The sequence below is a fragment of the Vibrio sp. 10N.222.52.C3 genome, assembly GCF_041474195.1.
Lineage (GTDB): Bacteria > Pseudomonadota > Gammaproteobacteria > Enterobacterales > Vibrionaceae > Vibrio > Vibrio crassostreae_C.
This window is the reverse complement of sequence record NZ_JBFRTQ010000037.1, coordinates 45,211-67,091: the sequence shown is the minus strand read 5'-3', so window position 1 is coordinate 67,091 and position 21,881 is coordinate 45,211. Positions and strand designations below refer to the sequence as shown.

15 protein-coding genes and 10 tRNA genes are annotated in these 21,881 nt (G+C 45.9%); 1 reads left to right on the top strand and 24 read right to left on the bottom strand.

The features are described from left to right. Nucleotides 1-2: 2 nt before the first annotated feature. The 24 genes from luxS to pncC all read right to left on the bottom strand — a co-directional run bounded on the left by luxS (nucleotide 3) and on the right by pncC (nucleotide 19,075). Complete coding sequence (gene luxS, locus AB4517_RS07140) at nucleotides 3-521, bottom strand: S-ribosylhomocysteine lyase (RefSeq protein ID WP_017056597.1); 519 nt, start codon at nucleotides 519-521, stop codon at nucleotides 3-5. 24 nt (nucleotides 522-545) lie between these two features. Next, on the bottom strand, nucleotides 546-1,196 hold the full coding sequence (locus AB4517_RS07135; RefSeq protein ID WP_017629422.1) for a hypothetical protein: 651 nt from the start codon (nucleotides 1,194-1,196) through the stop codon (nucleotides 546-548). Between the two features lie 10 nt (nucleotides 1,197-1,206). Next, entirely contained in the window at nucleotides 1,207-2,775 is a 1,569-nt protein-coding gene (gene gshA / locus AB4517_RS07130; protein WP_017068871.1) for a glutamate--cysteine ligase, read from the bottom strand. Between the two features lie 99 nt (nucleotides 2,776-2,874). Then, the gene (locus AB4517_RS07125) at nucleotides 2,875-5,733 is read right to left on the bottom strand and encodes a M16 family metallopeptidase (RefSeq protein WP_372148117.1); all 2,859 of its coding nucleotides are present in this window, start codon (nucleotides 5,731-5,733) and stop codon (nucleotides 2,875-2,877) included. A gap of 9 nt (nucleotides 5,734-5,742) precedes the next feature. Further along, nucleotides 5,743-6,204, bottom strand: coding sequence for a YqaA family protein (locus tag AB4517_RS07120; protein WP_017059555.1), 462 nt, complete (start codon nucleotides 6,202-6,204; stop codon nucleotides 5,743-5,745). Between the two features lie 6 nt (nucleotides 6,205-6,210). Beyond that, a complete protein-coding gene (locus AB4517_RS07115; protein WP_017065778.1) occupies nucleotides 6,211-7,164 on the bottom strand; it encodes an NADP-dependent oxidoreductase in 954 nt (317 codons plus the stop codon). Between the two features lie 172 nt (nucleotides 7,165-7,336). Beyond that, a complete protein-coding gene (locus tag AB4517_RS07110; protein WP_019825842.1) occupies nucleotides 7,337-8,467 on the bottom strand; it encodes a sodium ion-translocating decarboxylase subunit beta in 1,131 nt (376 codons plus the stop codon). 9 nt (nucleotides 8,468-8,476) lie between these two features. Next, nucleotides 8,477-10,252 carry a sodium-extruding oxaloacetate decarboxylase subunit alpha gene (oadA, locus tag AB4517_RS07105; RefSeq protein WP_017059560.1) on the bottom strand — a complete coding sequence of 592 codons (1,776 nt, stop codon included), beginning with the start codon at nucleotides 10,250-10,252 and terminating at the stop codon, nucleotides 8,477-8,479. A 31-nt stretch (nucleotides 10,253-10,283) separates the two neighbouring features. Further along, complete coding sequence (locus AB4517_RS07100) at nucleotides 10,284-10,541, bottom strand: oxaloacetate decarboxylase subunit gamma (protein ID WP_004741884.1); 258 nt, start codon at nucleotides 10,539-10,541, stop codon at nucleotides 10,284-10,286. 375 nt (nucleotides 10,542-10,916) lie between these two features. Beyond that, a tRNA-Arg gene (locus AB4517_RS07095) sits at nucleotides 10,917-10,993 on the bottom strand. Nucleotides 10,994-11,074: 81 nt separating this feature from the next. Beyond that, a tRNA-Arg gene (locus tag AB4517_RS07090) sits at nucleotides 11,075-11,151 on the bottom strand. Nucleotides 11,152-11,208: 57 nt separating this feature from the next. Continuing rightward, nucleotides 11,209-11,285: transfer RNA gene (locus tag AB4517_RS07085), tRNA-Arg, on the bottom strand. A 58-nt stretch (nucleotides 11,286-11,343) separates the two neighbouring features. Further along, nucleotides 11,344-11,420: transfer RNA gene (locus AB4517_RS07080), tRNA-Arg, on the bottom strand. 82 nt (nucleotides 11,421-11,502) lie between these two features. Beyond that, nucleotides 11,503-11,579, bottom strand: a tRNA-Arg gene (locus AB4517_RS07075). Nucleotides 11,580-11,659: 80 nt separating this feature from the next. After that, nucleotides 11,660-11,736: transfer RNA gene (locus AB4517_RS07070), tRNA-Arg, on the bottom strand. A 67-nt stretch (nucleotides 11,737-11,803) separates the two neighbouring features. After that, nucleotides 11,804-11,880 (bottom strand) — tRNA-Arg (locus AB4517_RS07065). Nucleotides 11,881-11,969: 89 nt separating this feature from the next. Continuing rightward, nucleotides 11,970-12,062: transfer RNA gene (locus AB4517_RS07060), tRNA-Ser, on the bottom strand. 44 nt (nucleotides 12,063-12,106) lie between these two features. Beyond that, nucleotides 12,107-12,183: transfer RNA gene (locus AB4517_RS07055), tRNA-Arg, on the bottom strand. A gap of 43 nt (nucleotides 12,184-12,226) precedes the next feature. Then, nucleotides 12,227-12,319, bottom strand: a tRNA-Ser gene (locus tag AB4517_RS07050). 474 nt (nucleotides 12,320-12,793) lie between these two features. Beyond that, nucleotides 12,794-12,991, bottom strand: a complete 198-nt coding sequence (gene csrA, locus AB4517_RS07045) for a carbon storage regulator CsrA (RefSeq protein WP_004415691.1) — start codon at nucleotides 12,989-12,991, stop codon at nucleotides 12,794-12,796. Nucleotides 12,992-13,083: 92 nt separating this feature from the next. Beyond that, nucleotides 13,084-14,265, bottom strand: coding sequence for an aspartate kinase (locus AB4517_RS07040; protein ID WP_017063224.1), 1,182 nt, complete (start codon nucleotides 14,263-14,265; stop codon nucleotides 13,084-13,086). A gap of 220 nt (nucleotides 14,266-14,485) precedes the next feature. Continuing rightward, a complete protein-coding gene (alaS, locus tag AB4517_RS07035) occupies nucleotides 14,486-17,068 on the bottom strand; it encodes an alanine--tRNA ligase (RefSeq protein WP_017063223.1) in 2,583 nt (860 codons plus the stop codon). Between the two features lie 332 nt (nucleotides 17,069-17,400). After that, on the bottom strand, nucleotides 17,401-18,441 hold the full coding sequence (gene recA, locus AB4517_RS07030; RefSeq protein WP_372148116.1) for a recombinase RecA: 1,041 nt from the start codon (nucleotides 18,439-18,441) through the stop codon (nucleotides 17,401-17,403). Between the two features lie 139 nt (nucleotides 18,442-18,580). Further along, entirely contained in the window at nucleotides 18,581-19,075 is a 495-nt protein-coding gene (gene pncC / locus AB4517_RS07025) for a nicotinamide-nucleotide amidase (RefSeq protein WP_029235458.1), read from the bottom strand. Nucleotides 19,076-19,199: 124 nt separating this feature from the next. Between pncC and mutS the strand changes: the two genes are divergently transcribed. After that, the gene (gene mutS, locus AB4517_RS07020; RefSeq protein WP_017059026.1) at nucleotides 19,200-21,761 is read left to right on the top strand and encodes a DNA mismatch repair protein MutS; all 2,562 of its coding nucleotides are present in this window, start codon (nucleotides 19,200-19,202) and stop codon (nucleotides 21,759-21,761) included. The last annotated feature ends 120 nt before the right edge of the window (nucleotides 21,762-21,881 follow it).

The following is a 21,881-nucleotide window of genomic DNA, read 5'->3' as shown; positions in this document are numbered from 1 at the left end:
GACTAGTCGATCTTAAGCTCTTGCAGCATAGACTCTGGCAGTGCCAGTTCATCATTCTTGTTTACAGAGATGCCTGCAGCGATGATCGCATTCGCGATCTCTTTCGCTTCATCCAAAGAGTGCATTGCCGCGGTACCACATTGGTATTCGTTCAGCTCAGGGATCTTATTCTGGTTCTCAACTTTCAGTACGTCTTGCATCGCTGCCAACCAACCGTCAGCCACTTGTTGTTCTGTAGGCGTACCAATCAGGCTCATGTAGAAACCAGTGCGACAGCCCATCGGTGAGATATCGATGATCTCTACATCTGAACCGTTCAATTGATTACGCATGAAACCAGCATATAGGTGCTCTAGAGTATGGATACCTTTCTCAGATAGGATGTCTTTGTTTGGCGCAGTAAAACGCAGGTCAAACACAGTGATGGTATCCCCTTTTGGGGTTTGCATTGTTTTAGCAACACGAACGGCAGGTGCGTTCATGCGTGTGTGATCAACAGTGAAACTATCTAATAAAGGCATTGCTCTTCTCCATGACGGCTGGCTTTAGAAAAACCAGCTTCGATTGTCTTCTAGTTCTTTGCGGCACTGTTTCAGCTGCCATCCATAATCTTTTGCTTGCTGTTCGACTTTGCGCGCCACCTTAATTAGCGATGGCTTGCTGTTGTATGACTTACGCTTATAACCACCACGGCCTTCATGATAAGCCAGGTATTGGTTATATGGGTCCCATAGTGAGATGCCCAATTGACGACGCGTCTCGCTGGTATACCAACCGATGAACATCAATGCATCATCAAAGTTGGTTCTTGAACCACCGTTATTGGTCGCCTTTTGGAAGTCTTCCCAAGCAGGATCTTGAGCTTGTGCATAACCGTAGGCACTGCTTACACGCCCCCACGGTATAAAGCCAAGAATGTAATCTTTAGGTGGGCGCGCATCATGACGATAGCTACTCTCTTGTTTCACAAAAGCCATCGCAACGTTAATCGGCGTTCCCCATTCTTCTTGCATATCCAAGGCATCTTCATACCATGAAGGGTGCTCTCGAAAGATGCTACACAAATTATCTTGCTGCTTTGGCGGTGGCGTTGCACATCCAACCAACAGGCTAGAGACAACACCAACAGTCACTACAGGTAACCATTTACTACTCACTCGAGTAGGCTGACCTAATAAGGCTTGCTTCCTTTCCACCAAAGTCTCGCTATGCTTTTAAATACGAAAAATAATCCGCTAAGAAGCTATCAAAATCTTGAGTGCTTGCTTCTTCACTTTGTTGCTGAGCAATCACAGAACGTTGAACTTCTGCTTCCATCAACTCAGCTGAATATACTTTGTATTGGTGAGCTTTGTGTTGCTGAGCGTACGTTTTACCTAACGCGCAACCCACTTTACCTAAGCCGCCCAATTTTTTGGTCTCTTCTAGCAACTGGCCAGAAATAGTTAGCTCAGGGTTATCAATCCAAGCCTCAAGCGTATCGCATGTTTCTTGGTATGCACGACCGCCTTGTTCTGCGTCCATCATTTCGGCAATAGAGCGTAGATCTTTAAATACACGCTTCGCCCAATCTTGCAGAGACAAGCGCTCGCCATGACAACCAATTTGCAGCTCTAGACCAGCTTGACGACCTTCTAAGATCACCTTGTTCCAGTTGTCGCGCCAGCACTCAAGTTCGCAGTTATCCATCTCAGCAGAGTCTGTTAGTACACTCCACGTTAGGAATAGATCCAAGAAGCGAACTTGCTGTTCGGTGATACCGATTGAGCTGAATGGGTTTACATCGAGAGAACGCACCTCGATGTACTCAACACCTCCGCGAGCCAACGCTTCAGATGGCTTCTCACCACTTTTCGCGACACGCTTAGGACGGATTGGAGCGTAAAGCTCATTCTCAATTTGCAGTACGTTGCTATTTAGCTGACGGTATTCACCATCAACCTTAGTGCCAATTTCGGCGAATTCTTCTGATGGCGTACGAATCGCTTGATTCAAACCTTCAAGGTACTGACCCAGGCTGTTGAAGCCAATCTTCAATACACTTTGCGCACTGTTCGTGTAACCAAGATCACTCAGGCGAAGCGCCGTTGCTTTTGGCAGATACAATGTCTCACCAACCTTTTCAAAAGGTAGGTTTGTTTCTCTTCCTTTGATGAAAGAAGAACATAGCGCAGGTGAAGCACCGAAGAAGTATGGGATTAACCAGCCAAAGCGGTAGTAGTTACGAATCAAACCAAAGTAAGCATCTGACTTAGATTCACAACGCGCTTCTTCAGTTTGCTCTCCAAACAGGCTATCCCAAAAGCTTTCTGGGAAAGAGAAGTTGAAGTGAACACCAGAGATAATCTGCATCAGGCTACCGTAACGACGTTTTAGGCCTTCACGATATAGGGTCTTCATCTTACCGTTATTCGAGGTGCCGTATTGCGCTAGCTGAATGTAATCTTCACTACCAACATAACAAGGCATAGAAAGCGGCCATAGTTTTTCGCCGTCTAACTTGGTTTGCGTGAAGTGGTGGATATCAGACAACTGATTCAAAAGCGTCGGAACGTCGTTAGAAACAGGCGTGATAAATTCCAGTAGCGACTCAGAGAAATCGGTCGTTACCCATTCGTTCATCAACGCAGATCCCAAAGCCTCAGGGTGCGGCCCAGTAGCAAGGTGCCCATCTTCCGTGTAGCGTAATGTTTCCCTTTCAACACCACGACCAAATTGAGAGAAGGTCTTAGGGTTGGTTGCAACTTGCTTTAGTCGCGCAGCAAAATCAGTCAAAATTCAGTTCACTTATCTTATATTGTTCTGATTAGAACTATCATAAATTAGGTTGGAGGAGAAAAGTAGAGTCTCTTCCCTCCCCCTTTAATGTGTACTCTAACGAATGATTTCAAGCTCTTCTATTGGAATATCTAACTTTTCTAATTGCGGGCGAAGCGAAGTCGCGTCACCAACAACGATTATTTGATAATCATTCGGGTCAAACCATTTCTTAGATAGCTCGTTTAAGGTCTCTTTTGAAACCGTTTCAACTATCTGATTACGCTGTTGTAGGTAATCTTCATCAAGGCTCAATGCAACAATATTACTCAACAACCCCGCCTTTTGACTTGGCGTTTCGTATTTAAGTGCATCTTGTTGACCGACGGCAAGGCGCATAAATTTCACCTCTTCGTCAGTTAATCCACTTTGGCTAAACTCATTCAGCTCATTAATAAACTCTTGAATCGATGGAACCGTCGCATTCGCCCTTACCTGCGCGCTAAATACCACTGCGCCAGTTTCACGAGTACTTGCGAAGTAACCGCTTGCACCGTAAGTGTAGGCTTTGTCTTCACGTAGGTTCTGGTTGATACGGCTATTGAAGTTGCCCGCTAAGTTAAAGTTAGCTAACTGGCTCAAATACAATTCGCCCGTCGCATCAAACGGCAGGCCCTTACGAACCAAGCGAACAATGCTTTGCGGCGCACCCGGTTTATCAACTAAGTACAGGTGCTGACCAGAAAGCTCTTTAACGATCTGTGGACGCGTTAATGGTGCCGCATCGCCTTGCCACTCTTCAAAGAATTGTAGCTGTTTCCCTACCTCTTTCTTCGAGATGTCTCCCACAACAACAATATTGGCACCTTCTGGTGTGTAATGTTGCGCATAGAATTTTTTCACATCGTCTAAGGTCAATTTCGATAGAGATTCCTTAGTACCATCACTTGCACGAGCAAAAACAGTGTCACCAAACAGCACTTCACGGGTTGCTTGAGAAGCCATCCAACTTGGCTGCTGATGCTGATACACAACGCCTTCTAGCATCTGTTTCTTAACGCGCTCAAAATCTTGTTCATCGAACTTAGGATCGAATAGAACCTCTTGCACAATCGCTAAGGTTTGAGGCAAGTTTTTCTCTAGCGTCGAGACTGAAATATCTGTGGTGTAGCTGCCCGCACTAATGCTCACGCTGCTACCAAGTTTATCTAAGGTCGCTTGTAACTCTTCAACGGTTCGTTTAGTTGAGCCTTCTTCCATCATCGAAGCCGTTAGGTTCGCTAGGCCTTCTTGCCCTTTGCGAACATAGCGTTCGCCTGCAGGCAATTGAATTTGCAGCTGTACTGTCGGCGTTTCACTGGTCACGGTACCAATTAAGTCAGTGCCATTTGCAAAGTGCATGCGGTACAACTCAGGCATGGTCGCCTCAACACCAAAGTTCACTTCTGGCATCACACTGCGATCAAAGGTATCCGGTGCCTTTCTGAAATCCAGTTGATCTTCCGTCACCTTGCTGTATTCCGGCAACGTACGTGGTGGCGTGGTAAAGGTCGCTTCACGAACCGCCAAATCGAGCTTTTTCTTAGGAACCACACTCAAGGTAACCTTGTGCTTACCTTCGATGAAATCTTGGTATGCCTTGCTCACGCTCTCAGGCGTCACCGCTCGGATTTGATCGAGTTGTGATTCAATGCGATCAGGCTGACCATAGAAGGTTTGGTTCGACGCGAGTTGCGACACCTTACCTTTAACGCTTTGCAATGCAAAAACAGCATTCGCTTCGGCCATGCCAGTGATCTGGTCTAAACGCGCTTGCTCAACGCCCTCTTTCGAGAATTGCTCCAGGGTATCCATCAGCTCTTTATTGAGAACCGTCAAATCGCCTTTTTCACCTGAGTTGCCCATTGCATACACGTACATGGTACACGCCAACTCAGCACAATCATGGAAAGAGCCAGCGCTGACGGCCTTCTGCGTTTTTACGAGGTTTTGATATAGGTAACTGTTGGTACCTGAACCTAACACGTTAGACAATGCATTCAGTGAAGCTTGCGTCTCTTCACCGCGATACGTTGTTGGCCACCCCACCAGCACCATCGGCTGACGAATATTGTCTTCTAAGGTGATGTATTTATCTTCTGTTAGAACAGCAGGTTGCTTCTCTGCCGCCTTCACTTCAGGGCCTTGAGGAATTGAACCAAAGTACTTGTTAACCCATTCTAGCGTATCATCAACGTCGATATCACCACCAATCGTTAACACGGCATTGTTTGGGCCGTACCAACGCAGGAAGAACGCTTTAAGATCATTCACGTCAACACGGTCAAGATCTTCAACATAGCCGATTGGTTGCCAAGAGTAAGGGTGACCTTCTGGGTATAGCGCTTCGCCCATGCGTTCCCACATTAAGCCGTAAGGACGATTTTCGTAGCTCTGCGCTCGCTCGTTCTTGACCGTGCCTCTTTGCACCTCAAATTTCTTCTGAGAAACTGCATCCAACAAGAAGCCCATTCGGTCTGATTCTAACCACAGCATTTTTTCAAGTTGGTTAGAAGGAACAGTTTCAAAGTAGTTGGTGCGGTCACGATTGGTCGTGCCGTTTAACGAACCACCCGCTTCGGTAATGATCTTAAAGTGCTGTTGGTCCCCAACGTTCTCAGAACCCTGGAACATCATGTGCTCAAAGAAGTGAGCAAAACCCGACTTGCCTATCTCTTCACGTGCTGAACCGACGTGATAAGTCACATCAACATGCACCAACGGATCGGAATCATCAGGGGAAAGAATAACTGTCAGGCCGTTTTCAAGCTGATACTTGGTGTAAGGAATCACCACTTTATCTTTAGAGGGCTTTACCTCTTCTAACAGAGTGACACCTTCAGGTAACGAGGAAAAGAAGGGCGTTGAGCTAGGTACATTGTAAGAACAGCCTGCAATGGCGATAAGAGAAAATGTACCAAGTAAAACCTTTTTCATAGGTTCTCCTTAGAAAAAACCGAAGTAGATAGCAGCAAGTAAGCTATAGCGAGCGGCTTTGCCAATCGCTATCAAAATAACGCTAGGGATGAATTTCATTCTTAGCCAACCCGCAGCGAGACACAAAGGGTCACCAATGATCGGTAACCAACTAAATAACAGTGTCCAGTAGCCATAGCGACTCAGCCAAGCCATAGCCTTATGACCATGCTTTTCAGATTGAGTTCGATTAGGCAACCACAAACCAATCCAATAGTTAGTCAGGCCGCCTAAGGTATTGCCTAATGTCGCCACTAGAATGATCGATGAGGTTGAAAACTGATCTAAGCTCAATGCAGCCACAAGGCTAGCTTCTGAACCACCGGGTAGTAACGTGGCACTCAAGAAGCCACTGATGAAGAGTACCCACAGCGCCGAGTCCGAGAACCACAGCGCGATATTTTCAAAAAGGGAGTTAAAAAATTCTAACACTGCCTATCAACTTTCTTGCATTTTAAGTAGCACCTTGCCTCTGGTGTGTCCGGTTTCAACCTGCAGGTGCGCCGACTGCGCCTCGTCTAACTGGTAGATACCTTGAATTTCTGTTTTGAGCAATCCGACACTGACCATGTAAAGCATGGTGTCCATTTGCTCAGGGTTTGGTTCAACTAGCATGCCTGATGCAGTAAAACCTAGTAGTGTGGCTTTTTCGCAGATCAGTTCTGCAGATAGAGTTGGAACGGTTACTACTCTTGCGCCATCTTTTAGGCACTTCAATGCATCAAGCGCGGTATCGCCACCGACCAAATCAATCAACACATCGACATCAGATACTCTTTCTGATGCTGGCGCAAACTTATAGTTAATCGCGTGAGCACCTAGCGTCGCAAGGTAATCAAGGTTGGCTTCGCTGCAGGTTGTGTAAACCTCTGCTTTTGCTGCCACTGCAATTTGAACCGCAAGGTGACCAACGCCGCCCGCGCCCGCCAAGATAAGCACGCGGTCGCCTTCTTTCACTTCGGCTTTGTTGAGCGCTTGTGCCGCTGTTTGACTCGCGAGTGGTAATGCAGCTGCCGCTTCTAGAGTGACAGAATCAGGAACCATACTTAATGCAGCTTCTGGAACACACACATATTGGCTGTAACCGCCACCTTGCAGTGGAAAACCAATAAAGCCAGCTACGTTATCACCAACAGTAAAGCGTTCAGCCTGTTCGCCTAGCGAGACAATTTGCCCTGAAATATCGTAGCCAGGTACCCAAGGTAGGTTATCTTTGTTTTGTGCTGCCGCCCAACCAAGGCCCGCTCGGGTTTTGACATCAATCGGATTAATGCCTGAAAAGGAAACTTTAACCACCACTTCTCCAGCCTTAGGCTCAGGGATCGCACTGGTTTGAATACTTAGGTTTTCGACGCCGCCGAATTGAGTAATCGCAATCTGTTTATTTTCCATTTCCACATTTCCTTGATTGATAAAAGCCCTAGTGAGCAAGCACCTTAATTAATAAAAAGAAAGGGATGCGAAAGCATCCCTTTGACTATAAACCATTTAATAAGGCTAAGTTAACCGCTCATTCGTAAATTGACGACCAATTAACGTAACGATACATGACCCAGCAAATCCACTAGCCCACGAGAGCTAATAGAATGCCCGCCGCAACCGCACTACCAAGTACACCGGCTACGTTCGGACCCATTGCATGCATCAATAAGAAGTTCTGAGGGTTTGCCTCAAGACCAACCTTGTTCACAACACGTGCCGCCATTGGAACCGCCGATACGCCAGCTGCGCCAATCAGTGGGTTGATGTCCTCTTTCGAGAATCGGTTCAACACCTTAGCCATCAATACACCACCCGCCGTACCGATACTGAACGCGACCGCACCTAAACCTAGAATACCCAGTGTTTCTAAGTTCAAGAACGTATCCGCTTGAAGCTTAGAACCAACCCCTAGACCTAGGAAAATAGTTACAACGTTAATCAGTTCGTTTTGAGCTGTTTTTGAAAGGCGATCAACCACACCCGCTTCACGCATTAAGTTACCCAAACAGAACATACCAACTAGAGGTGTTGCTGAAGGTAGGAACAAAATCGTCATCAGTAGTACAGCAAGCGGGAAAAGAATCTTCTCGGCTTTGCTAACGTGACGAAGTTGAGCCATCTTAATTTTGCGCTCTTCAGGAGACGTTAACGCTTTCATGATTGGTGGCTGAATGATAGGAACCAAAGCCATGTAGCTATAAGCCGCTACTGCAATGGCACCTAAAAGATCCGGAGATAACTTGCTTGCCAAGAAGATCGCAGTTGGGCCATCGGCACCACCAATGATCGCAATTGACGAAGCATCGGCCATCGAGAACTCCATTCCTGGAACGTAGTTCAGCAAGATCGCGCCAAATAGCGTCGCGAAGATACCAAACTGAGCCGCAGCCCCTAGCCACAACGTTTTAGGGTTCGCAATCAACGCACCGAAGTCCGTCATCGCACCAACACCCATAAAGATCAGCAGTGGGAAAATACCTGTCTCAATACCAATGTAGTAGACGTAGTAGAGCAAACCACCTGGATCAGTAAACCCAGCATTTGGAATGTTTGCTAATACAGCACCAAAACCAATAGGCAGTAGAAGTAACGGTTCAAATCCTTTACGAATTGCCAAAAACAACAGTAAGCAACCAACCAGCATCATACAGATCTGGCCGAACTCAAAGTTCGCAATCCCTGTTTCAGACCATAAGGTCATCAATCCTTCCATGGTACTCCCTTACGCTAAGCTTAGTAGTGGAGCGCCTACAGTAACTGCATCGCCTTCTTTAACATTCAATTCTTGAACGATACCACCACGAGCAGCACGAACTTCCGTTTCCATCTTCATCGCTTCTAGGATTAGTAGAACGTCGCCTTCAGAAACCTCAGTACCCGCCTGAACGTTTACTTTAAAGATGTTACCCGCCAATGGAGCTGGAACCGCTTCAGCGTCAGACGCTGCTACTGGTGCAGCCTGAGCAGGTTTTGCAGATGGCGCCACCGATGTCAGTTCACCTTGTGGGCCAACTTCAACATCGTAAACTTGACCATCAACCTTCACGCTGTAGCTTTCAATACCACCAGAAGCTTGTACAGGAGCTGCAGCAACTGGAGCCGCAACTTCTAGCGTTGGTGCAGGTTCAAATGCTTCAGGATTACGACGGTTCTTAAGGAACTTAAGACCCACTTGTGGGAAGAGCGCGTAAGTCAGTACATCATCAACCGTATCTTCAGCTAGAGAGATACCCTCTGATTTCGCTTTCTCTAACAGATCCGTCGTTAACGTATCCATTTCAGACTTAAGTAAATCAGCAGGACGACAAGTAATCGGCTCTGCACCGTCTAGAACTTTCGCTTGCAGTTCAGCATCCACTTCAGCAGGAGCTTGACCGTATTCACCTTTCAGTAGACCAGCAGTCTCTTTCGTGATGCTCTTATAGCGTTCGCCCGTTAAGACGTTAATAACCGCTTGAGTACCGACAATCTGAGAAGTTGGTGTTACTAAAGGAATGTAACCAAGCTCTTTACGTACGCGTGGGATCTCTTCTAGAACTTCATCCATGCGATCGGCGGCGCCTTGCTCTTTAAGCTGGCCTTCCATGTTAGTTAACATTCCGCCAGGAACTTGAGCGATTAAGATGCGAGAATCGACACCTTTTAGCTGACCTTCCCATTTCGCGTACTTTTTACGTACATCACGGAAGTAAGCCGCGATGGGTTCGATTTGGTCTAGTTTAAGATTCGTGTCGCGCTCTGTACCTTCTAACATCGCAACAACCGTTTCGGTTGGCGTATGACCGTAAGTACAGCTCATTGAAGAAATAGCGGTATCTAGAATGTCGATACCCGCTTCAACGGCTTTAACCGCTGTTGCAGTCGATAGACCAGTTGTCGCGTGGCTATGCAGTGCTAGAGGAACGTCACACGATGCTTTGATACGTGTAATCAGCTCTTCTGCTTCATACGGCTTTAATAAACCTGACATATCTTTGATACATAGTGAGTGACAACCTAGGTCCTCTAGGCGTTTGGCCAAATCAACCCAAGTATCTGAGTTGTGAACCGGACTGGTTGTGTAAGACAACGTACCTTGAGCGTGGCCACCAACGTCGATCGTTGCTTTCACTGCTTTTTCAAAGTTACGTACGTCATTCATCGCATCAAAGATACGGAATACGTCCATGCCGTTTTTATGGGCACGTTCAACAAATTTTTCTACTACATCATCCGCGTAGTGACGGTAACCCAACAGGTTTTGACCACGCAGTAGCATCTGCATTGGTGTGTTTGGCATCGCTTTTTTAAGTTCACGTAAACGCTCCCATGGATCTTCTCCAAGAAAACGGATACACGAATCAAATGTCGCGCCGCCCCAAGTCTCTAGAGACCAGTAACCGACTTTATCCAGTTCTGCCGCAATTGGCAGCATATCTTCGATACGCATACGAGTAGCAAATAGTGACTGGTGCGCGTCACGAAGTACCACATCTGTGATAGCTAGTGGTTTAGACATGCTCATAAACTCCTTTTTAATCCTTTAAATGCTACTTAGCAGTAGACGCACGGTATTGATGAACCGCGGCCGAAATTGCTGCCACTACCTGTGGACTAACAGCTGAAGGGTTTGATTGTGATTTTTGAATTTTTTTAGGTGCTGCGATCGGCTCTGGTACTTCTTCTGGTACCAGTTTTGACATCAACCGAACGAGGTAAACTAGAATAGTTAGGAAAATAAAGACAACGGACATCCCCGTTATCATTAGAGTCGCCGCATCTCCTAGCAGGCTTCCAATATTAGTCATGTTGCTTCCTTTCTTCGTCATCCTGACATACGTACAGGATTTCAGCGAATAGTGATCCCGACCCATGGATTATCTCGATTGGTAAAAGTTTGTCAATTTTGTTTAAGGTTCTGTTACGGATAACGCACACATAAGGTTAATTATTCGCCTATCAGATCACATAAATCTGTCAAATACGTCATTTTTAGATATTTAAACTGTGACTTAAACGGGGCTTTTCTGGGAATTGATATGAGAAAGGTGGAATAACAAAGAAGCAATCAAGAACTACTTTAAATACAACAAGTTAAACAACTAACAAATTTAACATTGTCGCAACAAATTTGCAGCAGACATAAAAAAAGCCTCGTATAAACGAGGCTTTTTCTAATAATGTGGCGCGCTCTGGAGGATTCGAACCTCCGACCGCCTGGTTCGTAGCCAGGTACTCTATCCAGCTGAGCTAAGAGCGCACGGTTTTAATATCAATTCATTGTTACTAACAAGAGATCAATATAAGGATTTCATTCTTATAAGAAAAAAGCCCTAAATAGTGGCGCGTCCTGGAGGATTCGAACCTCCGACCGCCTGGTTCGTAGCCAGGTACTCTATCCAGCTGAGCTAAGGACGCACGGTTTTCGATATCAGTATTTCCAATATCAGGAGTTCACAAGGAAACCCTAAAGAGTGGCGCGTCCTGGAGGATTCGAACCTCCGACCGCCTGGTTCGTAGCCAGGTACTCTATCCAGCTGAGCTAAGGACGCGCAGTTTTCGATATCGGTATTCCCAATATCAGGGGTTCATAAAAGAAACCCTAAATAGTGGCGCGCTCTGGAGGATTCGAACCTCCGACCGCCTGGTTCGTAGCCAGGTACTCTATCCAGCTGAGCTAAGAGCGCACGGTTTTAGTATCAATTCGTTGTAAACAACAACAACTCAATACAAGGATTTCTGTTCTTATAAGAAAGAAGCCCTAAATAGTGGCGCGTCCTGGAGGATTCGAACCTCCGACCGCCTGGTTCGTAGCCAGGTACTCTATCCAGCTGAGCTAAGGACGCACGGTTTTTGATATTAATTCTCGACGAACGATTTATCAATATCAGGATTCACATTCTTATAAGAACTAAACCCTAAATAGTGGCGCGCTCTGGAGGATTCGAACCTCCGACCGCCTGGTTCGTAGCCAGGTACTCTATCCAGCTGAGCTAAGAGCGCACGGTTTTAGTATCAACTTAGTCAATACAAGGACTTTCATTCTTAAAAGAAATAAACCCTTAAATAGTGGCGCGTCCTGGAGGATTCGAACCTCCGACCGCCTGGTTCGTAGCCAGGTACTCTATCCAGCTGAGCTAAGGACGCACGGTGTTCATTCATTAAGAATGAAGTTGTGAAATATATCACATTCTTCTTGCTACGAAGAAAAAAAAAGGCCATCGGCCTGTAATGAATGGCGGTGAGGGAGGGATTCGAACCCTCGATGCAGCTACAAACCACATACTCCCTTAGCAGGGGAGCGCCTTCGGCCACTCGGCCACCTCACCTAATTCATTATTCTCAAATCACTTACAAGTAAGAGAAGAGAGAATGGCGCGTCCTGGAGGATTCGAACCTCCGACCGCCTGGTTCGTAGCCAGGTACTCTATCCAGCTGAGCTAAGGACGCACATTTACATTGTCTAAATTGCTAATTTTAGACTCGCAAGAAATGGCGGTGAGGGAGGGATTCGAACCCTCGATGCAGCTACAAACCACATACTCCCTTAGCAGGGGAGCGCCTTCGGCCTCTCGGCCACCTCACCGTCTTGCGGAGGCACATATTACGTTTTACCGAAAATATGTCAAACACTTTATTGAAAAAAATTGGACAAAAACACTCAACCGTTTGCTATTTAATCAAAGCGCTTGCAAATTGAACTTATAAGATTCAAATCGCGCTTTTTCCCTTAAAAATTAAGGTGAAAGATTGGCAATAATAAACAGCCGAAAACAATTATCTAATTTCTCCAGCAGCAAGTGCTACCGCTGATGGCACAATACTACGGGATGCGTATTTTCGCCATAGGGGAAGCGAATAAATCTTGAGTTTTGCCAAACAAAATACAGAGCAACAGTTCTGTTCAACCTTGTCTGTATCTCGCAGCATCACAAAGCATTCACTTCACCACTTTGAGACCGATCCGTTATCCAACCCATCTATGTCCCAATCAGTGTTTCGGTTCCCCAAGATCAAAAAAGGCTAGCAACAATGCTAGCCTCTTCTCTACGCAAAAGTATTAGTAGTTGCCAGATGCAACGTTACCATTACCTTTTTCAGCTTGAATGCGCATGTAGATCTCTTCACGGTGAACAGATACTTCTTTAGGTGCGTTAACACCGATACGTACTTGGTTACCTTTAACGCCTAGTACAGTAACTGTTACTTCATCACCAATCATCAGTGTTTCGCCAACGCGGCGAGTCAAAATTAGCATTCTTTGCTCCTTGAGTAATCTCTAAATTTATCTAGCTACGAGAGCATTATCCAACAAAAGTTATATTTTCGTAAACTATCGATTGAGTTTATTTAACCAAAATGCACTTCTTTTTTAGGATAACCCTGTGTTTCACGCGCTACGATGTATGCATTGTGTAATATGTTAGCAGCCATATCGACTTGCGTTGGTGATATCACCAAAGTTAAAGACTGCTGCTGCAATAAGTGATGCTGTACATCAATTTCGCCTTCAGACAACAATCCATGTGAACTGACCACAATTTCTTGTGTTCGGCTTCCTACCACAGTTAACAAACTAACCTGTTCACTATTACGGATTTTCTCAGCAAAAACTAGTTTTAATTTGGCACTTATGTCTTGTTTAATAATGAGTGCTGCCCGTTCTGTTTCCTCGATCACACTACAGACTTCGATCCCCAACAGTTGGCAATGTGAAATGAAAGACGGTAAATCTTCATTCAAACACTCGATACGCACCATATCTCTTTGGATGGCGATGCCAGCAATATCATTCAAACACTGATTACCCGCGATCAATGTGCCCTCGCCTTGTTCAAAGCTTGAAAGCACTCGCAATGACACGTTGTGCTGCCATGCATACTGAACACAAGGAAGGTGCAATACCTTAGCGCCTCGGCGAGCCATCTCTTCCATAGAAGGAAAGTCTAAAGTATCTAATTTCTGAGATTGTTTTACGACTCTAGGGTCACAAGAGTAAACACCATCTACATCAGTATAGATCTGGCATTCTTTCGCCTGCAAGGCACCTGCAAGCGCGACCGCTGTAGTATCTGAACCACCGCGGCCTAATGTCGTGATATCACCTTTCGCATTGAATCCTTGAAAGCCTGCAACAATAACAATCTGGTTGTCATCTAGCAGAGCTTGAATCGGAGCAGTATCAATACGCTCAATCGCCGCATTATTATGATTAGAATCCGTGTGTATCTTGGCTTGATAGCCAGTCATCGATGTCGCTTCATAACCTAACTTGTGTAACGTCATTGCTAACAAGGCCATGGAAACTTGCTCGCCAGCCGTTAACAACACATCCAGTTCTCTAGCGTTTGGTACGCTATCAACTTGCGTGGCTAAATTAACTAACCGATTTGTTTCACCAGACATAGCAGAAACGACAACCACGATCTGGTTCCCTTCATTTTTCGCTTCAATGATTTTTTCTGCTACATGATGGATTCGTTCAATTGAACCCACCGACGTTCCACCAAATTTCTGCACGATAAGAGGCATTTTCACCCGTCCTCACCTTCCCAAGACCAATGTCTATATATGACAAAAAAACACATACTCCGCGTCAGGGCGAAGCAATAAAAAATTAACCAAGGAGTCTAACGCCACCATTAGACTTCTTGGTTAATCTCAATCAAACCTTGTTTAAACACACTTCCAATAGGCAAAATAAAAGATGCCCAATCAACTGATTGGGCATCTTTGTATCAATTACTTAAGCTTAAAGACGCTCTTCTAGCCAAGTACGCACAGATTTAAGCGCTTCTGGCAGTGCTGCAACGTCTGTACCGCCCGCTTGAGCCATATCTGGACGACCGCCGCCTTTACCGCCAACTTGCTCAGCAACCATCTTGACGAGATCACCCGCTTTTACTTTGCCGATTAGGTCTTTGGTTACACCAGCAATCAAGCCAACTTTACCGTCTGCTACGTTCGCGATCAGGATGATGCCGCTACCTACTTGGTTTTTAGCGTTATCAACCATAGTACGTAGGTTCTTGTTGTCTGCGCCTTCAATTGCAGCAACCAAAACTTTAGTACCAGAGATGTCTTCTACTTTGCCCATGATGTTTGCGCTTTCTGCAGCAGCCATCTTTTCTTTAAGCAGTTGGATTTCTTTCTCTAGCGATTTCGCTTTCTTAGCTGACTCAGCCAGTTTCTCTTCGTAAGCGTTAGCTTGAGCTTCTACTGCATCTAGTGCAGCTTCACCTGTTACCGCTTCAATACGACGAATACCCGCAGCAATACCACCTTCAGAAGTGATCTTGAATAGGCCGATATCACCTGTGTTTGAAGCGTGGATACCACCACAAAGTTCAGTAGAGAAGTCGCCCATAGATAGAACGCGAACTTCATCATCGTACTTCTCGCCAAACAGTGCCATTGCACCTTTTTCTTTCGCTGACTCGATGTCCATGATGTTCGTTTCAATCACATGGTTCTTACGAACTTGTGCGTTAACTAGACGCTCTACTTCTTTAATCTGTGCTGGTGTTACCGCTTCAAGGTTAGAGAAGTCAAAACGTAGGTTGTCTGGCTTAACTAAAGAACCTTTCTGAGCAACGTGCTCACCTAGCACTTCGCGCAATGCAGAGTGAAGTAAGTGAGTGGCAGAGTGGTTTAGTGAGATAGCAGCTCGACGCTCAGCGTCAACCGTTGCTTCTACTTTATCGCCCTTAGCAAATACACCTTCAACTAGCTCACCGTGGTGCGCAAATGCGTTACCTAGCTTCTGAGTGTCTTGTACTTTGAAAAGACCCGACGCTGTTTTTAGTGTACCAGCATCACCACATTGACCGCCTGACTCAGCGTAGAATGGTGTCTCTTCAAGGATGATGATTGCTTTGTCGCCAGCCGATAGTGAAGCAACCTCTTCGCCGTCAACGAATAGCGCAGAGATTTCACCAGCACCTTCAGTTGCTGTGTAACCACAGAACTCAGTGTTGGTGTCTACTTTGATTGTCGCGTTGTAATCCGTGCCGAATTGGCCTGCTTCACGTGCACGCTTACGCTGTGCTTCCATCGCCTTCTCAAAGCCTTCTTCATCGATAGTAAAATCGCGTTCGCGAGCTACATCGTTAGTAAGGTCAGCTGGGAAGCCGTATGTATCGTAAAGTTTGAAAACTGTTTCGCCGTCAAGCTCTTTGCCTTCAAGTGCATCTAGTGCGTCATTAAGAATAACCATGCCGCGCTCTAGAGTACGACCAAAGTTCTCTTCCTCAATGCGAAGTACTTTTTCAACAAGCTCTTGCTGTTTCTTAAGTTCATCTGCCGCAGAGCCCATCACTTCAGCCAGCACACCCACAAGTTTGTGGAAGAACACGCCTTGTGCGCCAAGCTTGTTACCGTGACGAACTGCACGACGAATAATACGACGTAGAACGTAGCCACGACCTTCGTTTGAAGGCATAACACCGTCAGCAATTAGGAATGAACAAGAACGGATGTGGTCAGCAATAACGCGTAGCGATTGGTTAGATAGATCGTCATGACCAACAACTTCCGCAGTCGCTTTGATTAGCTTTTGGAATACATCAATTTCGTAGTTAGAGTGAACGCCCTGCATGATTGCAGAAATACGCTCAATACCCATACCTGTATCTACAGCAGGCTTAGGTAGCGGTTCCATTGTGCCGTCAGCGTGACGGTTGAACTGCATGAATACGTTGTTCCAGATCTCGATGAAACGGTCACCATCTTCTTCAGGTGTACCAGGACGGCCGCCCCAGATGTGCTCACCGTGATCGTAGAAGATTTCAGTACATGGACCACAAGGACCTGTGTCACCCATCGTCCAGAAGTTATCAGACTCGAACTGTTTACCGCCTTCTTTGTCGCCAATGCGAACGATACGGTCAGCAGGAACACCTACTTTCTTGTTCCAGATATCGAATGCTTCATCATCTGTCTCGTATACCGTTACCAGCAGGCGGTCTTTTGGCAGTTGAAGAGTTTCAGTCAGGAATTCCCAAGCAAATCCAATCGCTTCTTCTTTGAAGTAGTCGCCAAAGCTGAAGTTGCCTAGCATTTCGAAGAACGTGTGGTGACGAGCCGTGAAACCTACGTTTTCAAGGTCATTGTGTTTACCACCCGCACGTACACAACGCTGAGCCGTAGTTGCTCGAGTGTAGGCACGCTTTTCGGCGCCTAAGAAGCAATCTTTGAATTGGTTCATACCTGCGTTAGTAAATAGCAGGGTTGGATCGTTATGTGGAACTAACGATGAACTGTCTACGATTTGGTGTTCTTTGCTCTCAAAGAACTTAAGGAACGCGTTGCGAACCTCATCAGTGCTCATGTACATGCAGCTCTTCCTGAAAATAGTCGAGTTAGAATTTTGCCGTATTGTAGATCATGGTTAAGGCTTCGACTAGTTTTCTTGTAGAAAAGACACCCTTGGGCAGGATTTTAGTGGGAATTCGATAAAATGAAGAATATTCCACTATATCTTGCCGTGGAAAAGCAGAACTAAATTGACGACCTAGTACCGAAGAAACTCAGTCAACGAAAGAGATTTGACCAAAGACATGCTCGACGGAGCAGATCCAATAAAAAAGCCCCGCATAAAATATGCGAGGCTTTAAATTCTTTCAAAGCGGATGCTTCTTTCAAACATCCACTCTATAAAACGTGAGCTTATAGCTCTTCGTTTTCTTCTTCTTTCTCTACGTCTTTCTCTTCAAGAACAGCAGGAGTCAGTAGTAACTCACGAAGTTTAGTATCGATCTCTAGAGCAACTACTGGGTTTTCACGTAGGTATTTACCAGCGTTAGCTTTACCTTGGCCGATCTTATCGCCTTTGTAGCTGTACCAAGCGCCTGCTTTTTCTACTAGCTTATTCTTAACACCTAAGTCGATAAGCTCACCTTCGCGGTTGAAGCCTTTACCGTAAAGGATTTGAGTCTCAGCTTGTTTGAATGGTGCAGCAATCTTGTTCTTAACGACCTTGATACGAGTTTCGTTACCAACAACTTCATCACCATCTTTAATCGCACCAGTACGGCGAATATCAAGACGAACAGATGCGTAGAACTTAAGTGCGTTACCACCTGTTGTTGTTTCTGGGTTACCGAACATCACACCAATTTTCATACGAATTTGGTTAATGAAGATAGCCATACAGTTAGACTGCTTAAGGTTACCCGTCAGCTTACGCATTGCTTGAGAAAGCATACGAGCCTGAAGACCCATGTGGCTGTCGCCCATTTCGCCTTCGATTTCTGCTTTTGGTGTTAGGGCTGCTACTGAGTCAATAACAAGAACGTCGATTGCACCTGAACGAGCCAGTGCATCACAGATTTCCAGCGCTTGCTCACCAGTATCTGGTTGAGAAACAAGAAGTGCATCGATATCAACACCAAGCTTTTGAGCGTAGATAGGGTCAAGTGCGTGCTCCGCATCAACGAATGCACACGTCTTTCCCACTTTCTGTGCTGCAGCAATAAGCTCAAGCGTTAGCGTTGTTTTACCTGATGATTCTGGACCGTAAACTTCTACGATACGTCCCATCGGTAGGCCACCAGCACCTAGTGCGATATCTAGAGATAGAGAACCTGTAGAAATAGTTTCTACGTCCATTGTGCGGTTATCACCAAGACGCATGATAGAACCTTTACCAAATTGCTTTTCAATCTGACCAAGGGCTGCGGCTAACGCTTTTTGTTTATTCTCGTCCATTTCTATCTCCACATAATCGGTTGTCTCAACAAGCGATCTAGAATCTATTTCTAACCCACATAGGGGTGACTAATTGGCTTTCATTATACTGTTGATTCATACAGTGTCTATACCTGTATGAAAATAATTTGTACAAATGTTACTTACCTTCCATTGATAGGTAATCATAAATAACTTGCAGGGCATGGTGCGTGGCTTGTTGGCGTACTTGTGATCTGTCGCCTGTAAATACATGCGTTTCTACTTTATCCCAGCCATTTAGCGCTTTCCACGCGAAGCATACTGTACCAACAGGCTTATCTTCGGTCGCGCCACCTGGGCCAGCGATGCCACTGATTGATACAGAGATCGTCCCGTTTGAATGTTGCAATGCCCCGCTCGCCATTTCTATTACGACAGGCTCACTCACGGCGCCGAACTCCATTAATGTTTTAAGCTGTACACCGATCATCTCTTGTTTGGCTTCATTGCTGTACGTAACAAAAGCGCGATCAAACCATCCAGAGCTGCCCGCAATATCGGTGACTGCACTCGCGACACCTCCGCCAGTGCAAGATTCAGCCGTCACTAACACGTGTTTGTGTTTAGCGAGTAAATGTCCAAGCTGCTCACTAAGGTCTTGAGTCATCTGCATCATCTGCTTCCCTTTATTTACTGTCATATCATTTGGATTCGCATCTTTTCGCATCAGCCGCTTTTCGCACGAAACGCTTTCACGTATCCTAAGCCGCAATAGAAATAAACGAAAGAAGTTAACTGTGAAAGCCGATCAAAAACATACTCCCATGATGCAGCAGTATCTAAAACTGAAAGCAGAAAACCCAGAAATTCTGCTGTTCTACCGCATGGGCGATTTCTACGAGCTTTTCTACGATGACGCTAAAAAAGCCTCTCAACTCCTCGATATTTCACTGACTAAGCGTGGCTCATCAAATGGTGAACCGATTCCGATGGCAGGTGTTCCATACCATGCGGTTGAAGGATACCTTGCAAAGTTAGTGCAACTTGGTGAGTCCGTAGCAATTTGTGAACAGATTGGTAATCCAGCACTTTCAAAAGGCCCTGTTGAGCGCGCAGTAGTGCGTATCGTGACACCGGGTACCGTAACCGACGAAGCCTTGCTTTCTGAACGCGTTGATAACCTAATTGCAGCCATTTATCACCACAACGGTAAATTCGGTTATGCGACACTTGATATTACCTCTGGCCGATTCCAACTTTGCGAGCCAGAAACAGAAGAAGCGATGGCCGCTGAGCTACAAAGAACCTCTCCGCGTGAGCTGCTGTTCCCTGAAGATTTCGAACCCGTCGATTTAATGGCAAGCCGTAATGGCAACCGCCGCCGCCCTGTATGGGAATTTGAATTAGACACCGCTAAGCAGCAATTGAATAAGCAGTTTGGTACTCGCGATCTGGTTGGCTTTGGCGTAGAAAGCGCGAAACTGGGTCTATGTGCGGCTGGTTGTTTGATCCAATACGTGAAAGATACCCAACGTACTGCCCTCCCTCATATCCGTTCACTCACGATGGATAAACAAGATCACTCGGTGATCCTTGATGCTGCAACTCGTCGTAATTTGGAGATCACGCAAAATCTTGGGGGTGGTACTGATAACACCCTTGCCGAAGTACTTGATCACACTGCGACAGCAATGGGTAGCCGTATGCTTAAGCGTTGGTTACATCAACCAATGCGCAATATATCTGCACTCGATCAGCGCTTAGATGCAATTGGTGAAATGAAAGATTTGGCTCTATTCACAGAACTACAGCCAACCTTAAAACAGATTGGTGATATCGAACGTATTCTCGCTCGATTAGCACTTCGCTCTGCTCGCCCTCGCGATATGGCGCGTCTTCGCCAAGCAATGGAATATTTGCCAGAGCTTGCTGAAACACTGACGCAACTGAAGCACCCATACCTAACTCAACTTGCTCAATATGCTTCTCCTGTGGATGAGGTTTCTGAGCTGCTTGAACGTGCAATCAAAGAGAACCCACCGGTGGTTATCCGTGACGGTGGTGTGATTGCAGAAGGCTACAATGCCGAGTTAGACGAATGGCGCGACCTTGCAGCAGGCGCAACTGAATTTCTTGATAAGCTTGAGCAAGAAGAGCGTGAACGTCATGGCATCGACACGCTAAAAGTTGGCTACAACAACGTACATGGTTTCTTCATTCAAGTAAGCCGTGGGCAAAGCCATCTTGTGCCGCCACACTATGTTCGTCGTCAAACGCTGAAAAATGCTGAGCGTTACATCATTCCTGAGCTAAAAGAGCACGAAGACAAAGTACTTAACTCTAAGTCGAAAGCACTCGCTATCGAGAAACAGCTGTGGGAAGAGTTGTTTGACTTACTACTGCCGTATCTAGAGCGCCTACAAAATATCGCCTCTTCAGTATCTCAGCTTGATGTTCTACAGAACTTGGCTGAGCGTGCAGATACCCTTGATTACTGTCGTCCAACCATGACAGAGTCTGCTGGCGTACAAATTCAGGCCGGTCGTCACCCTGTTGTTGAACAAGTGATGGACGAACCTTTCATTGCTAACCCTATCGACCTGAATGATCAACGTAAGATGCTGATCATCACGGGTCCCAACATGGGTGGTAAATCGACCTACATGCGCCAAACGGCACTCATCGCATTGATGGCTCATATCGGTTGTTATGTTCCTGCAGAAAGCGCAACCATCGGCTCTATCGACCGTATCTTTACGCGTATTGGCGCATCCGATGATTTGGCTTCTGGCCGTTCAACCTTCATGGTTGAGATGACAGAAACCGCAAATATCCTGCACAATGCAACACCAAACAGCCTTGTGCTAATGGATGAAATCGGTCGTGGTACCAGTACTTACGATGGCCTGTCTCTGGCTTGGGCAAGTGCAGAGTGGCTAGCCAATCAAATCAATGCGATGACACTGTTTGCAACGCACTACTTTGAGCTAACTGAACTACCTAACCAACTTCCAACTTTAGCAAACGTACACTTAGATGCGGTTGAACATGGTGATAGCATTGCCTTTATGCACGCAGTTCAAGAAGGTGCTGCAAGTAAATCTTATGGTCTAGCGGTTGCAGGTTTAGCTGGCGTACCGAAAGCAGTGATCAAGAATGCTCGTGCGAAGCTGACTCAGTTAGAAGCGTTAAGTATGGAGTCGCCAACATCGAAGCCAAGCGGTGTCGATATCGCAAACCAACTGAGCCTGATCCCAGAACCGAGTGAAGTAGAGCAAGCGCTAGCGAATGTTGATCCTGATGATCTAACTCCTCGCCAAGCATTAGAAGAACTTTACCGCTTGAAGAAGCTGCTTTAGTTTCTTACCAAATAGCTTGTTATGGCCGTACTGCTATTTTCATTAGACGGCATGAAATACCAAAGCCACAAACAAAAAAACGCTGACTTAAAGTCAGCGTTTTTATTTGTCTTCTATTTA